The sequence below is a fragment of the Arthrobacter sp. Soil762 genome, assembly GCF_001428335.1.
Lineage (GTDB): Bacteria > Actinomycetota > Actinomycetes > Actinomycetales > Micrococcaceae > Arthrobacter.
The window spans coordinates 15,324-29,326 of the sequence record NZ_LMSG01000022.1; the positions used below are offsets into that span (position 1 = coordinate 15,324).

A 14,003-nucleotide genomic window follows, 5' to 3' on the forward strand; every position below is an offset into this window, starting at 1 on the left:
GGGAAACGGCGTTTCCCTTCTACCCTTCAGTAACTATTATCCAATCAGACAATTGGCAAACTGTGGGTAAATTGTTGCGGCCAAGTTGGAAAAAACTAAAGAATTAAGCCTTGGAAAGTTCGGTTGTGGCCGCCGGTCCGTCAAATTCTGCCAGTGCCATTTCAATTGCGTCGATGACCTCGGCGGAGTCTGGTTCGACGGTGGGCGCAAAGCGTGCCACCACCTCGCCCTCGCGGTTGACCAGGAACTTCTCGAAGTTCCATTTCACCAGGCCGGGCAGCACGCTGGTTTTGAACCTGGTCAGCTCGGCATAGAGCGGATGCTGGTCCTTACCACGCACGTTGGCCTTGGCCGTCAGCGGGAAAGTGACACCGAAATTCCGCTCGCAGAACTCGGCGATCTCGCTGTCGTTGCCTGGCTCCTGGCCGGCGAACTGGTTGCACGGAACGCCGAGCACATCGAAGCCGCGGTCGCGGAACTTCTCGTATAGCGTCTCCAGGCCCGCGTACTGCGGAGTGAAACCGCACTTTGACGCCACGTTCACCACCACCACCACGTTGCCCTTGAACCGGCCAAAGTCGGTTTCGGTGCCGTCGTTGAGAGTGAGGGGAATGGTGTACAGGTCTGTCACAGCGCCGTCCTTGAAAGGTTGGTCATGCAGGTGATTCGTTGCCAGCCATCAAGGGTACGGGTGCAGTCTGGGAGTTCTCTGTCAGGGTCCCGCCGACTCGGACCATGTTGCGGTGTTGGTAGGCGTGGCGGTGGTTGTAGCTGTCGTAGAAGCCGAAGGCGAGGGCGACGCTGTTTCGGCTGAAGACCCGCTGCTCGATGTTGCTGTTGGCTCCACCGCTGGCGCCGGCGTCGGCGTCAGGCGCGAGGTAGGCCTGAACGGCCACGACCTGGAGACAGTGGGCGTCGGAGACGGCGACGCGCTCGTCGTCGGCGCAGGCGAAGTGCCCGTGGCGGTAGGCGAGGTGCCCGTGGGGGTGGGTGACGTCGTCGTCGGCGTGGCGCTTGACGTTCCCGTCGGCGTCCGCGTTGCCCGGGGCGTGGAAGGCGTTGGGGAGGGCGATGCCGTCGAAGTGGCTGTTTCCGTCGCTGTTTCTGTCGCCGTTTCGGTCGCAGTCGGGTCCGGCGATGCGGATTCAGGGGAGGTAGCGTCCGACGACGGCTCATCCGTGGGTGCCTCGTCCGGCGGTTCCGACGTTGTCACTGGTCCCTCCACCGGCGGCGGTTCGGACAGTTCCTCTTCGCCGCCCAGGACCCTGTGGCTGTTGTCCTCGGCGACCGGGATGGCCCAGCGTTGCGCGCCGACGTCCATGGGCTTGGCCTCATAGCTGACCATGGCTATGTCCTCGAGCTCGTCCAACTGACGAATGCGCAGAAGTGTCCAGTTCAGCGGGCTGGTGTGCTTGCCGTTGAGGATGGTTTCGAAATGCAGATGGCAGCCGGTGGACCATCCCGTGGTTCCCACACGGGCAATGACCTGGCCCACCTGCACAGAGTCCCCCGTCCGGACCGCCACAGCCTCCAAGTGGTTGTACGTGGTGATCAGCCCGTTGCCGTGGTCTAGTTCCACGCGGTTGCCGCCGCCCCAGGGGTGCCAACCGGCGGCCCGGACCACGCCGGCGTCGGCCGAATAAACCCTGGTGCCGCAGCCTGCAGCGAAGTCCTGGCCCAGGTGGAAATCGCCGCCCGCACCGGTGATCGGACTGACCCTGTACCCGAATGAAGAGCTTGAAGTGAGGAGCTCAAGGGGCGCCATGAGGGACCCCTCCGGGGGGCGGGTGAGCCCGGTGGCGGCCACGTTGAGCGGAGCGCTCCCGCCCTTGGCGATCGTCCTGACCAGTGTGCGGTTAAACGGAACCAAGGCCCGGCTGTCCGCCAGGAACGCACCGGCCAGCTCAGGCATGCCAACATGTCCGGCACCCGCCGGCGAAGCTGCCGGGCGGGGTTCAACGGGGGAGGATCCAGGAAGGCCGACGGCGATGAGTGACGCGGCAACAACGGCGCTGGCGGCCAGCACGCGCACGGCTATGGCGCAGCCGCCCGCGGGCTCCTTCTCCCGCCCGGATCCCCGATGATTGCCCACTCGTTACTCCCGGGTTGGCCCGCCAGACCCCGGATCCAGACGGACTTACCATCTCATGGGACCACAAAGACCCGGGCCTGTGAACCCCGGTGCAGGTACCGCTGCGGACATTATGTGGATCAGCCCTCGGAACCGTGCCCGTGGCTTCTGGGCGAGAATAGTGACATGCGAAATTTCCTCAGGGAATGGCAGAGCGAAATCAAGCGGGTATTCACCGGTAGCACTGACGGTCAGCCCGCTTGGGTTCCGCGGCTGGCCGAAGGGGACGACGCCGGTTATCACCTTCCCGGCTCGGCCGTCTGGGCGGTGCACGGCTCCATGGCCACCATTGTGGCTGGGGTCCGCGCGCTCCTGATGCAGGCCTTGCACCCCGGGGCGCTGGCAGGAATCCACGAGCACTCCGACTTCCGCGCAGATCCGCTCAGCCGGCTGGCCCGGACCATCCGCTGGATCTTCACCGTCACCTATGGCCCACAGGCCGCCGCCGACGAGGCTTCCGCCAGGGTCCGTCGGCTGCACGAGCCTGTACAGGGGACGTACGGTGACGGGAAAGGCGGCGAGCGGAGCTACTCGGCCAGCGATCCGGAACTCGCCCGCTGGGTCCACATCGCGTTCGTGGACGCTTTCCTCTCGGCCCACAAAATCTGGGGTGCCGGGATCCCCGGCGGCCCCGACGCCTATGTCCGCGAGTGGGCCCAGGCCGGACGGCTGATGGGCGTGGAGGATCCGCCCCTGAGCGAGGCCGAAATGCGGGAGCAACTGGACACCTGGTATAACAACGGTGAGCTGGTGGCGGACAGCAGGGTTGCCGAGACCGTTGAGTTCATCCGCAACCCGCCACTGCATCCGCTGCTGCGCCCCGGCTACCGGATCATCTTCGCCGGCGCCGTCTATAGCCTTGAGCCGAAGTACCGCCGCATGCTGGGGCTTCAGGTCCCCCGACTGGGGCCGTTCCCGCTCCCCGTGAGGCTGGCAACGAAGGTGACTCTCGGCGTCGTACATCTTGCCCTTGGACGCGGGCCTGGACCCAGCGAACAAGCGGCCCGGGAGCGCCTCCGCCGCCTGGGCCACGCGGCCACGTGACCTGGGCAGCCGGGGTGGGCAGCTGGGCTCCAGCCATGGGTCAACGATTGGCTGGAGGACAGCAAAAACCCGGCCCTGACGAGGTCAGAACCGGGTTTTTGGCTGGCGGAGAATGGGGGATTTGAACCCCCGAGGGCGTTAACCCAACACGCGTTCCAGGCGTGCGCCATAGGCCGCTAGGCGAATTCTCCAGCTGCTTTCGAATCAAAAGCAGATACTAGACTACCTGAACATTCCGCCATCGCCCAATTGGCCCGTCGGACTGTTACCGCGGCCACACAACCCGGACTCCATTTGGCTGGTTAACGTAAAAATGGACGCCCCCAATGCGCCCATTCCTCCGATACGCCGTTGAGCTGCCGGGTCCGGCCCTCCAGCCAGGCCCCGCAGCTCACAATCTTGAGATTGCCCCAATCGGTGTACATATCCATGATCGGCCCTACCCGCCGGATAAGCAATGAAACGGCGAGACAAAGCGCCCGACGGCGGGCCAGCCAGCCACGACTCCCCCGTCCACGCCGCCCAGGCGGACGGCCTTGGACAGGATCCTTACCTGGCACCCCTTCACGACGTAACTACCGGAGAGTTCGTTCAGCGCTACCGGAGTGCCCCCGCAGAACCGCGTCCGCTTCGCATGGTGGAGCGGCGAGGACGACGGCCTGGTTGGCTCCGACCACTACGTCGCGCAGCTGAGCAAGACCGACCTTAAGTATCACGCGCTCAACCTCAACTTCGACATGGTCGCCTCGCCCAACCCGGTCCGTTTCGTTTCGTTTACGACGGCGACGGCAAGCCGTTGGGTACTGCGGGCCCCCGGAGCCCACTGAGTTTGACGGACGCTCGGACTACTCCGGTTTCATCACCAATGGCATCCCCGCGGGTGGTCTGTTCACCGGCGCCGAGGGCATCAAGACGGATGCTCAGGCGGCCATCTTTGGTGGCACCGCAGGCGTTGCCTATGACCCGTGCTACCACCAGGCATGCGACGACATCACCAATCTCGACGCAACGGTCCTGGAGTAGATGGCGGACGCCATCGCCGATCGCTTCTTTCCACCCCTGCGTGGGAAGAAGCGATCCGCCCTCGGCGCCCATTCGCTGGCAGGATGTTGCCATGACCCAGCTGAATGCCCTCGTCGTGTACGTTCCCCAGACGCATGCCGATGCGGTTCTGCATGCCATCGGCGACGCCGGCGCAGGCCGGATCGGGAACTATTCGCACTGTTCCTTCACTTCTCCGGGCGCGGGGCGTTTCACTGCCTTGCCCGGCGCCGAGCCGTTCATCGGGGCTGTGGGGGCCGGGGAGCTGGTGCCCGAAACCCGCATCGAGTGCGTGGTGGAGGAGGAGATGCTCGACGGCGTGGTGCGGGCCCTGCGCGCCGCGCACCCCTACGAGGAGCCGGCGTTCATGAGCTGGCCGGTGAACGGGTGGCGGCGCTAGCTGGTTCCCGGGCCTTTGCGCCGGCTTTCGCGGCCGGGGTCCGCTTGTCAACATATTCCGATGGTGGCAGGCCCCGGAACGGGCCGTCCGGACCTTCCTGAATCTTCGGGTAAACTTGTCTGCGGCCCCTCATGTGGCGTCATCCTGTTGAACTCCCCCAGGACCGGAAGGTAGCAAGGGTAAACGGGCTCTGGCGGGTGCATGGGGGGTCTTTACTATTCCCCAACAGGGCGGCCGCCCGCGAGGGATCCTGATTGTCAGCCCGGATTGGTAGGGTTTTCCCGTGACTGTTACTACCACCGCCCTTTACCGCAGATACCGCCCGGACTCTTTCGCTGACGTTATCGGGCAGGAACACGTCACGGAGCCGCTGATGACGGCACTGCGGAAAAACCGCGTCAATCATGCCTACCTCTTCTCCGGCCCACGCGGTTGCGGAAAGACCACCTCCGCCCGCATCCTGGCCCGCTGCCTCAATTGCGCCCAAGGCCCTACGGACACCCCCTGCGGTACGTGCCCCAGCTGCATTGAACTGGCCCGCGGCGGCTCAGGCTCCCTGGACGTCATCGAGATTGACGCCGCCAGCCATGGTGGCGTGGACGACGCCAGGGACCTCCGCGAGCGGGCAACGTACGCTCCGGTCCGCGACCGCTACAAGATCTTCATCATCGATGAGGCCCACATGGTCACCTCGGCCGGGTTCAACGCCCTGCTGAAGATTGTTGAAGAGCCGCCCGAGCACATCAAGTTCATCTTCGCCACCACGGAGCCGGACAAGGTCATCGGCACCATCCGCTCCCGCACACACCACTACCCTTTCCGGCTTGTGCCACCGGAGCCGCTGATGGCCTATCTGGAGCTGCTCTGCAACCAGGAAAACGTTCCCGTGGCACCCGGCGTCCTGTCCTTGGTGGTCCGGGCCGGCGGCGGTTCCGTCCGCGATTCCCTGTCCGTGCTGGACCAGCTGATGGCCGGCGCCGGACCCAACGGCCTAGACTACGAACTGGCCGTAGCCCTCCTCGGCTACACCCACGCATCGCTGCTGGATGACGTGGTGGAAGCTGTGGCCGCCTCAGATGCCGCCACGGTTTTCCGGGCTGTGGACCGTGTGGTGCAGACCGGCCACGATCCCCGCCGCTTCGTCGAGGACCTGCTGGAGCGCTTCCGCGACCTCATCATCGTCCAGGCCATGCCCGAAAGCGCCCATGTCATCCTCCGCGGCATGCCTGCGGACCAGATCGCCCGGCTCCAGAACCAGGCGCACAACCTCGGGGCTTCCGAGCTCTCGCGCGCCGCTGATGTCACCAACACTGCGCTGACCGAGATGACCGGCGCCACTTCTCCGCGCCTGCACCTTGAGCTTCTCTGCGCCCGCATCCTGCTCCCCAGTTCGGAACAGACGGAACGCGGCATCGCTGCCCGGATCGAGCGGGTGGAGCGGCGCCTGAATTACGCCGGGAACGACGTCGGCGCTCCCGCTCCGGCGGGCGCTGGGGTTTCGGCTGCACCCGCTGCGGTTTCCGCGGTGCCGGCAGCGGCAACACCGGCTCCTGCTGCACCCGTTTCCGTACCAGCAGCTTCCGTACAACCACTTTCTGCGCCAGTCGTTTCTGAGGCGCCTGCTGCGGCACTTCCGGTTGCTTCAGTGCCGGCCGCGGCACCGCAAGTTGCTAGGGCGCCGGTTGCTGCGCAGCAGCCTTCAGCGCCCGCCGCGGCCGGTCCCGAGTCGGCCCGGCCACAGGTATCCGGAGCTGAACAGACCAGGCCGTCGCTGACGCCGCCCAGGGTCAGCACCAACGACTGGCCGGTTGACGAGTCCACAGGCAGGCGGCACGCTCCCACACCGCAGGCATCCGGTCAGCCCACCCAAGAGACCGGGGCAGACGCCGCCCGCGCAGTTTCCCCGGCCACCCCGCCGGCAAGCACCGACGCTGTCACGGCCCCCGCCACCGCTGCACCTGCCCCGGCTGCGCCCGCTTCGGTTGGCCATGCCCCTGCCACTGCTGCACCGACAGGTGCGACAGGAACTGGCGCGGCAAGCACTGGGGCCGCCGGGACAGGCGACGTCGAAGTCCTGCGCCGTGCCTGGCCGGAAGTTCTGCAGACACTCTCCAAGATCAAGCGCAGCACGTGGGCCCTGGTTGAGCCGAACTCCCAGGTAGGTGCCTTCGACGGCCAGGTCCTGACGCTGTCGTTCAGCACCACCGGGTTGGCAGGCGCCTTTGGCCGGGCTGACCACGCTGAGAACCTGCGGCAGGCGATCCACAAGACGGTGGGCATCGACTGCCAGATCACCGCAGTCGCCGGCGGCGCCAACAGTGCAGCGAGCGCTGAACCAAACCCAAAAGCACCCGCTAGTCCGGAAGCCAGCCCGGAAGCTCCGGCCAGTTCAGCCGATGTCGCGTGGGGCCTGGCCCCTGCCAGCGCCGTTTCCACCACTGTCGCCCATGCCACCGCGCCCGCACCTTCCCCTGCCCCCTCCCCCGTTACGCGCGCTCCTGAACCGGCCGTGCGTCCTGCCACTACTGCACCATCTGCGCCCCCTGCCGCTGCTGCACCTTCCATATACCCAGCAGCTCCTGCGGAGACCACCCCGCACTCCGGTGCGGTCAGCGCGCCAGCGGGCAGTGCGTCCGCCCAGGTACCGGCCGCCCAGCGTCAGTCCGAGCCGGCTGAGTCTGATGCCGCTGCCGGCTCGTACGCCTACTCCGATGACGACTGGGGCCCGCCGCGCGACGAAGATGCTCCGCCGCTGGATGAGGAACCCCCCATGGACTGGGATCCGTCGGCTCCAGCTGCGCCACGGCGGTCACATTCACAGCCTGAACCTTCGGCGGCCGCACCCGCCAAGCGGCCTGCTCGAAGTACCCCAAAGGCTGCAGCAGCAAAAACCTCCCCGGCGGCCAGGCCTTCTGCCGCTGCATCGGCCGCTGCTCCGTCACAGCCCGATGCTGCACTGGATCCGTGGGGCCGCGCCGTCGAGCAGGCGCCGGGCGTATGGGTGGTTGGCAGCGAACCCAATGTTGGCAAAAGCCTGAACACGCCCGTCCCTGAAGAGGTCGCGAGCGCCACGCCCGCGCCCAGCTACGAGCCGGCCACTGCCCAGATCCCTCAGACGTCACCTGTCGTTAGCCAGTCCGAGGCCGACGCCAGCTGGGGCTTGCCGCCCGTGGCCGCCGCCGCAACCTCCGGCGTCGCTGCGCAGCAACCGGCCGCACAAGCAAGTCCTGCACCAGAAAGTCCCGCACCAGAAACCGCAGCGCCCCCTAGCCCGGCGCCAACCGGCCAACCACCGGCAGCCCCGGCAGTCCCGGCGGGGGAAGCAGTGGTTCCCGAACCGGCTGAAGTCCGCGAGTACGCCATGGCATCGACTGCTCCAGCAGCCGCGCCCCTGCAGCCGGCACCGGCAACCTCCGAGTCTGCTGCTGCCGCCCGGCAGAGTCTTTACCAGCGCCTGTCCAATAGCCCCGAGGCCGAAGCCGGGCGCGCCAAGGCTCCGGCCAGGGCTGCCGCCGCCACCTACGTCCAGGACATACCGAGCGCGGACGATGAAACCATCGAGGAGTCCGGCGTCTTTGGACGCGCCGCCGTCGAGCGTATTCTGGGCGGAAAGCTGATCGAGGAACGGTCCCCGGACGGCAGCCCCATCGTTTCGGGGTTCTAGGCACGTGCCGCGTGTGCTCCCGCAACTCCAATCACTACCCAAGCCAAACCAAAAGAGGAAAACGTGTACGAAGGTGCAGTCCAGGAGCTGATTGACGAGCTCGGACGGCTTCCCGGTGTCGGTCCCAAATCCGCCCAGCGGCTTGCCTTCCACATCCTCGAAGCGGACCCCCAGGACATGAAACGACTCGTGGAAGCCATCACCATGGTGAAGGAACGCGTGAAGTTCTGCACGGTATGCGGCAACGTCACCGAGCAGGAACTGTGCAACATCTGCCGCGATCCCCGGCGGGACCCGTCAGTCATTTGTGTGGTGGAGGAGTCCAAGGACGTCCTCGCCGTGGAGCGCACCCGCTCCTTCCGCGGCCGCTATCACGTGCTGGGCGGAGCCATCAACCCCATTGCCGGCGTCGGGCCCGAGCAACTGCGGATCCGGGAACTCCTGACACGGCTGAACGACGGCGCCATCCAGGAAGTCATTATCGCGACCGATCCCAACCTCGAAGGCGAAGCAACGGCCACTTACCTGGCCAGGATGCTGAAGACAATCGGCATCGTGGTGACCAGGCTGGCCTCCGGCCTGCCCGTGGGCGGCGATCTTGAGTACGCCGATGAGGTCACCCTGGGCCGCGCATTCGAAGGCCGCCGCAACGCCCTGACCTGAGCGGACTTGCCCCTGACCCGATCAGACCGACCGGTCTAAGCCGAGAGGCGCCCCTACCCGGCCTGGCCTGGGTTCAGGCGGCCGGGTAAGGGGCGTCGTCGGGCCAGCGGCTTTAGGCGATCCGGGTTCCGCGTGCCAGCCTGTGCGCCGGAGTTCGCAGCGAGCGCCAGCCCAACCACATCAGCAGCCCGGCAAGCAGTAGCTGCAGGCCGAGCCCGAGCGGCCACAAGGGAGTGGACTGCGCCAGGTACTGCGGCTTGGCCTCCCCGTTGGCGCAGGGGTAGGTGCCCTCCGGACCGGCCATGGCGTAGCGCGCACCCTGGCTGATGGATTCGATGGCGCCCACCGGGGATGACATTCCGAGGCCACTGTTGACGCGGACCGTATAGGGGATGGCATCGGCCACCACCACGTAAGGGTTCATGGCCAGCATCCACGCCACCCTTTCGGTGCGAACGGCCGGCTGGGCGCGCAGCGGTCCGGAGCAGGTGTACTCCGGTTCCTGCGGCGCTGTTTCGTCGGGTACCGGCTGCAGCGGTTCGTAGTTGCGGTACTGCGCCTGGTTGGCCATGATGGTGCCCTGCGAGAGCCCGGTGCCCAGGCCAAAGGCAATCAGGGAACCGAAAACCAGCCCGGCCACGGCAAGGTACGTGACCACGATCGAGAACAGCGGGCGCCCCGCCAGCGCAGAAATTCCGACGCCGATGGCACACACCACGCCGACTTCAACAGCCAGCATCAGCAGGGCCACGATGACATGGCCGGGCGTCATGCCGCCGAGGGCCACTCCGATGACCAGGAACGGCGTGCTGGCAACCAGGAACGCCAGGGCGGCGGCCCACGCGGCGAAGAACTTGCCCCACAGGATCTGTCCGGGACGGAGCAGGGTCACCTGAAGGATGGCCAGGGTCCCGCCGGCGCGGTCGCCGTTGACGGCATTGGCAGACAGTGCGGGCGCCACCAGCAACGCGAAGAGGAGGACAAAGGCCAGGACCACTTCGAAGATCATGGACCCCGGTCCGGTGTCCGGCGGCATGAAGTTCGAGTATGCCTGCTGGGCTTCACGCTGGGCATTCCAGCTGGCCCACGTCAGCCAGGTCACCAGACCCGTCAGGATGAACCAGATCGCCAGCATGATGTACCAGCCGCGGGACCGGAGCCGCTGTTTGAGTTCCAGGACCACCACATCCCGGATGCCGGCAACGTAGCCGGCACCAAAGCCGGAGGCCGCCGGGCGCCGCGTTGTATCTGTCAACTGGCTCATCGCCGCTCCCCCTCAAGGTTCATGTAAGTCTCTTCCAGGGCACCCGAGGCGGGGGCAAAGGAGCTGACCCCGACGCCGGCCAGCACCAGGTCGCGCAGGAGGCGGGCGGCGTCGTCGTCGTTCAGCAACACCAGGCTGACGGCCGGCCGGCGGCCGTCCTCAACCCGGAACGCCAAGCCAATTTCCGTGAGTTTGGCAGCGAGCGCTGCACCGTCCGTTGCCGAGATGGCGTACCGCCTGCCGGAGGCGGCAGCCTCATCCGTGGTCTGGTGCCGGACCGTCTTCCCCTGGTTGACGAACACCGCGGCGTCGGCAATTTCGTCCAGCTCGCTGAGCACGTGGGAGGAGACCACAATGGACTTCCCCTCCGCCGCCAGCTGCCGCAGCATCACGCGCAGCTCCACCCGCGATCCCGGGTCCAGGCCGGACGCCGGCTCATCGAGCAGCAGCACGGACGGATCGTGGATCAGTGCGCGGGCCAGGCTGAGGCGCTGCTGCTGCCCGCGAGACAGGACACGCGCCGGCTGGTCTGCAAGGTCGCTCAGGCGGACCCTGTCCAGCATCCCGGTGACGCGCTGCGGGATTCCGGCCTTGGGCAGCTGGTAGAAGCGGGCTATCTGGGTAAGAATCTCACGGGCGGTCAGGGACTCCCACACGCCCAGGGTGTCCGGCATCCAGCCAATCCGTTTGCGCACTTCCGCGCGGTGGTGCTGCGGATCCAGCCCGTCCACTGTGACAGTGCCGGAATCCGGCGCCAACAGCGATGCCAACATCAGCAACAGCGTGGTTTTACCGGCCCCGTTGGGACCGATCAGCGCGGTGACCTTGCCCGCCGGAGCATGGAAGTCCATGTGTTCGACGGCGTGCACCTGCCCGAAGCTGCGGCTCACCGCGGTGGCGCTGATGCCGTTCTGGCGCGGGCTTTCCAGCCCGGCCGGAATCCCTATTTTGTCCCAGTTTTCTGTCATTTCCCGAGCACCTGTCCCCCAAGCCGTTCATGCATATTGACTATTTGAGCGTACGCCTGAGCCGACGGGCACCGTATCCGCCGGAAGGCTGAGATTTGGACACAATTCCACGTCCGGCCGCAGGCGGCGATAAACTGGGCTGACACGTCACGCCGTCCAGCCGCAAGGCCGTGCCTGACCTCCAGAACTCCGATTGATCCAGTGAAGGTACGCGCATGAGTACGCCCACTTCCGAAGTGCACACAGCAACGCAGCCACAGGAGCTGCCCGAAGGCACTGCCGTGACCAAACAGCTGATTGTGCAGAAGTTCGGCGGCTCCTCCGTGTCGGATGCCGAGGGCGTCAAGCGGGTCGCCAAGCGCGTGGTCGACGCGCAGCGGGCCGGCAACGAAGTGGTGGTGGTCGTTTCGGCCATGGGCGACACCACCGACGAGCTGCTGGACCTCGCCGCCCAGGTGACCGACTCCGCCCCCGCCCGCGAGATGGACATGCTCCTCTCCGCCGGCGAGAGGATCTCCATGGCCCTGCTGGCCATGGCCATCAACAAGTTCGGCGCCTCAGCACAGTCCTTCACCGGCTCGCAGGCCGGCATGATCACGGACGGCATCCACGGCAAGGCGCGCATTATCGACGTCGATCCGCACCGCATCCGCACGGCCCTGGACAAGGGGCACATCGCGATCGTCGCCGGCTTTCAGGGCATGAGCCGTAGCACCAACGAGATCACCACCCTGGGCCGCGGCGGCTCGGACACCACCGCCGTCGCGCTTGCGGCCGCACTCGACGCCGATGTCTGCGAGATCTACACAGACGTTGACGGCATCTATACGGCGGATCCCCGCGTGGTGCCTTCCGCCCAGAAAATCGACACCATTTCCAGCGAGGAAATGCTGGAACTCGCGGCGTCCGGTGCGAAGATCCTGCACCTGCGCTGCGTTGAATATGCGCGCCGGTTCGGTGTGCCGTTGCATGTCCGGTCCTCATTCAGCCAGAACGAAGGCACCTGGGTCATCCCCAGCGCCGAAGACAAGATCACCACTCAAGAGGGAGTTGCCTTGGAGCAGCCAATCATCTCCGGCGTTGCACACGACCGTTCCGAAGCCAAAGTCACTGTGGTGGGTGTACCGGACATCCCCGGCAAGGCGGCCGCGATCTTCCAGGTCATTGCCGACGCCCACTCGAACATCGACATGATCGTGCAGAACGTTTCCACGCACGGCACGGGCCGGACGGATATTTCCTTCACGCTCCCCATCGTCGAAGGCGCGGAGGCCCTGGAAGCGCTCAAGGCCGCGCAGTCGGACATCGGGTTCGAGAACATCGAATACAACGAACAGATCGGCAAACTGTCCCTGATCGGGGCCGGCATGCGGTCACACCCGGGCGTCTCCGCGACGTTCTTCAAGGCCCTGTCCGATGCCGGGATCAACATCAACATGATCTCCACCTCGGAAATCCGGATCTCCGTGGTGACACACGCCGATCTCCTCGATGACGCCGTCCGGGCAATCCACAAGGCCTTCGACCTGGACAGCGAGGACGAGGCAACCGTCTACGGCGGCACCGGGCGCTAGCCCTCAGCCTGCTGCACGATCAAAAGGATGTTCTGGAGGCCGGTTCTGCCGGCCACCAGAACATTTTCTCTTTTGGGCAAAAGCGGGCAGCTCAGCCCTGCTTGTCCAATTCTTCGCGGCGCACGGCATAGTGATGACCTTCGGAATCGGTTTCCACGACGAAGTGGGAAAGGTCCTCATCAGAGGCCTGCTCGAAGTCATCATGCTTGTGGACCACGGGCGAATCCGTGTCCAGACGCGTTGCCGGCCCGAAGACAAAACGGAGCTTGTCGGTCGCGTGCATAAAACCGGTGAGCGCATGTCCCATTGTTTCCACCCCCTTCCCGCGTTGCGGGCGAAAGAGCCGCAGCCTCCTTGTGGAGACAGTGCCCTTATTTTACGCCCGCAGCCACAAAAAGGGCCCGGTGAGGTTCGGCCTGATGGGAGGCCGGGCGAGGGTCAGCGGAGGGACTGGTCGCCCGGGTTCCTGGGCACAACATAGGTGCTGCCGTCCGCGCGGGTGACGGTTTCCCATTGCTGGGTCTCCCGCTCGCGCTGAGCCAGGAGTGCCCGGTTCTCTTCGGTCATGTCATGCACCAGGGAACTGCGGTTGGCCGGGCCGAAAATTGCCCTGAGCCTGCCGGTTGCGCGCATGAACCGCTGGGATGCGTTGCCCTTGTCGGCTGACTTGCCTTTGCCCATGAAAGTGACCCCTTCGATAGAACCCAATTACCTGCTCCAGTGTACGCTAACAATTAGTGCACTAACTATTGGAGGAATGTGATGACGGTACGGGCCGGCGCTGCGCGGCAGCAGGACGATGACCTCCTCCTGGAGCAACAGCTCTGTTTTGCCCTCACCGTGGCATCCAGAAGCGTGGTGGGCGCCTACAAGCCCGTCCTCGAAAGGCTCGGACTCACCCACCCGCAGTACCTTGTGATGCTGTGCCTGTGGGAATCAGCACCCCGCACGCTGCGCAGCATCAGTGAAGCCCTGGCGCAGGCCCCGGCCACCATCTCACCGCTTCTTCGGCGGCTGGAGGAGGCCGGCTTTGTCACCCGCCAGCGGATGGACGGAAACGAACGCACCCTCGCAGTGGGCCTGACCCTGGCCGGCGCCGCGCTGCGTCAGCAGGCCATTGCCGTCCCGGGCACCATGATGGAACGCCTGGGCCTGACCCGTGAGCAGGTGGGCGCGCTGCACAAATCCATGATGGGGCTCATCGCCGCTACCGCCGGATCCAACGGGCAACCGTTCGGGGAGTAAATGCGGCAA

At 65.8% G+C, this 14,003-nt stretch carries 14 protein-coding genes, 1 tRNA gene and 1 other RNA gene; 9 read left to right on the forward strand and 7 right to left on the reverse strand.

The annotated features are described in order from the left end of the window. Positions 1-103: 103 nt before the first annotated feature. Both ASG77_RS18905 and ASG77_RS22300 read right to left on the reverse strand, forming a co-directional pair. Positions 104-631 carry a glutathione peroxidase gene (locus tag ASG77_RS18905; RefSeq protein WP_056348547.1) on the reverse strand — a complete coding sequence of 176 codons (528 nt, stop codon included), beginning with the start codon at positions 629-631 and terminating at the stop codon, positions 104-106. 81 nt (positions 632-712) lie between these two features. Further along, on the reverse strand, positions 713-2,092 hold the full coding sequence (locus ASG77_RS22300; protein WP_235564672.1) for a M23 family metallopeptidase: 1,380 nt from the start codon (positions 2,090-2,092) through the stop codon (positions 713-715). A 165-nt stretch (positions 2,093-2,257) separates the two neighbouring features. On the opposite strand from ASG77_RS22300, the gene ASG77_RS18915 reads away from it, so the two are divergent. Next, positions 2,258-3,175: an oxygenase MpaB family protein gene (locus tag ASG77_RS18915; RefSeq protein ID WP_056348552.1), complete on the forward strand. Its 918-nt coding sequence runs from the start codon at positions 2,258-2,260 to the stop codon at positions 3,173-3,175. 103 nt (positions 3,176-3,278) lie between these two features. On the opposite strand, the gene ASG77_RS18920 is transcribed toward ASG77_RS18915, so the two are convergent. Then, positions 3,279-3,366 (reverse strand) — tRNA-Ser (locus tag ASG77_RS18920). A 414-nt stretch (positions 3,367-3,780) separates the two neighbouring features. Here ASG77_RS18920 and ASG77_RS22730 point away from each other — a divergent pair. From ASG77_RS22730 to recR, 6 genes are all read left to right on the forward strand, one after another. Next, entirely contained in the window at positions 3,781-4,002 is a 222-nt protein-coding gene (locus ASG77_RS22730) for a M28 family peptidase (RefSeq protein ID WP_056348557.1), read from the forward strand. Between the two features lie 43 nt (positions 4,003-4,045). Then, positions 4,046-4,198, forward strand: coding sequence for a hypothetical protein (locus ASG77_RS22865; protein WP_268760677.1), 153 nt, complete (start codon positions 4,046-4,048; stop codon positions 4,196-4,198). Between the two features lie 91 nt (positions 4,199-4,289). Beyond that, positions 4,290-4,616, forward strand: a complete 327-nt coding sequence (locus ASG77_RS18930; protein WP_056348559.1) for a hypothetical protein — start codon at positions 4,290-4,292, stop codon at positions 4,614-4,616. A gap of 120 nt (positions 4,617-4,736) precedes the next feature. Further along, positions 4,737-4,833, forward strand: an RNA gene (gene ffs / locus ASG77_RS21560) — signal recognition particle sRNA small type. Positions 4,834-4,899: 66 nt separating this feature from the next. Further along, complete coding sequence (locus ASG77_RS18935) at positions 4,900-8,280, forward strand: DNA polymerase III subunit gamma and tau (protein ID WP_082576156.1); 3,381 nt, start codon at positions 4,900-4,902, stop codon at positions 8,278-8,280. A gap of 63 nt (positions 8,281-8,343) precedes the next feature. Continuing rightward, positions 8,344-8,943: a recombination mediator RecR gene (gene recR, locus ASG77_RS18940; protein WP_056348564.1), complete on the forward strand. Its 600-nt coding sequence runs from the start codon at positions 8,344-8,346 to the stop codon at positions 8,941-8,943. 112 nt (positions 8,944-9,055) lie between these two features. Here recR and ASG77_RS18945 read toward each other — a convergent pair whose 3' ends face one another. Together ASG77_RS18945 and ASG77_RS18950 are read right to left on the reverse strand one after the other, a co-directional pair. Next, positions 9,056-10,207 (reverse strand): ABC transporter permease, encoded by a 1,152-nt coding sequence (locus tag ASG77_RS18945; RefSeq protein ID WP_056348567.1) that lies wholly within the window; start codon positions 10,205-10,207, stop codon positions 9,056-9,058. Then, entirely contained in the window at positions 10,204-11,175 is a 972-nt protein-coding gene (locus ASG77_RS18950) for an ABC transporter ATP-binding protein (RefSeq protein WP_056348570.1), read from the reverse strand. The genes ASG77_RS18945 and ASG77_RS18950 overlap by 4 nt, the downstream gene beginning before the upstream one ends. A 215-nt stretch (positions 11,176-11,390) precedes the next feature. Between ASG77_RS18950 and ASG77_RS18955 the strand changes: the two genes are divergently transcribed. After that, the gene (locus ASG77_RS18955; protein ID WP_056348572.1) at positions 11,391-12,749 is read left to right on the forward strand and encodes an aspartate kinase; all 1,359 of its coding nucleotides are present in this window, start codon (positions 11,391-11,393) and stop codon (positions 12,747-12,749) included. Between the two features lie 91 nt (positions 12,750-12,840). On the opposite strand, the gene ASG77_RS18960 is transcribed toward ASG77_RS18955, so the two are convergent. After that, entirely contained in the window at positions 12,841-13,056 is a 216-nt protein-coding gene (locus tag ASG77_RS18960) for a hypothetical protein (protein WP_056348576.1), read from the reverse strand. 131 nt (positions 13,057-13,187) lie between these two features. Continuing rightward, positions 13,188-13,430: a hypothetical protein gene (locus ASG77_RS18965; RefSeq protein WP_056348579.1), complete on the reverse strand. Its 243-nt coding sequence runs from the start codon at positions 13,428-13,430 to the stop codon at positions 13,188-13,190. Positions 13,431-13,511: 81 nt separating this feature from the next. Here ASG77_RS18965 and ASG77_RS18970 point away from each other — a divergent pair, with 81 nt between their 5' ends. Then, entirely contained in the window at positions 13,512-13,994 is a 483-nt protein-coding gene (locus tag ASG77_RS18970; RefSeq protein ID WP_056348582.1) for a MarR family winged helix-turn-helix transcriptional regulator, read from the forward strand. The last annotated feature ends 9 nt before the right edge of the window (positions 13,995-14,003 follow it).

Excerpts from the sequence above, each read along its gene's own strand:
- ASG77_RS18945 (WP_056348567.1), bottom strand. The coding sequence starts at position 10,207 with ATGAGCCAGTTGACAGATACAACGCGGCGCCCGGCGGCCTCCGGCTTT.
- ASG77_RS18955 (WP_056348572.1), top strand. The coding sequence starts at position 11,391 with ATGAGTACGCCCACTTCCGAAGTGCACACAGCAACGCAGCCACAGGAG.
- ASG77_RS18930 (WP_056348559.1), top strand. The coding sequence starts at position 4,290 with ATGACCCAGCTGAATGCCCTCGTCGTGTACGTTCCCCAGACGCATGCC.
- ASG77_RS18970 (WP_056348582.1), top strand. The coding sequence starts at position 13,512 with ATGACGGTACGGGCCGGCGCTGCGCGGCAGCAGGACGATGACCTCCTC.
- ASG77_RS18950 (WP_056348570.1), bottom strand. The coding sequence starts at position 11,175 with ATGACAGAAAACTGGGACAAAATAGGGATTCCGGCCGGGCTGGAAAGC.
- ASG77_RS18915 (WP_056348552.1), top strand. The coding sequence starts at position 2,258 with ATGCGAAATTTCCTCAGGGAATGGCAGAGCGAAATCAAGCGGGTATTC.
- ASG77_RS18965 (WP_056348579.1), bottom strand. The coding sequence starts at position 13,430 with ATGGGCAAAGGCAAGTCAGCCGACAAGGGCAACGCATCCCAGCGGTTC.
- ASG77_RS18960 (WP_056348576.1), bottom strand. The coding sequence starts at position 13,056 with ATGGGACATGCGCTCACCGGTTTTATGCACGCGACCGACAAGCTCCGT.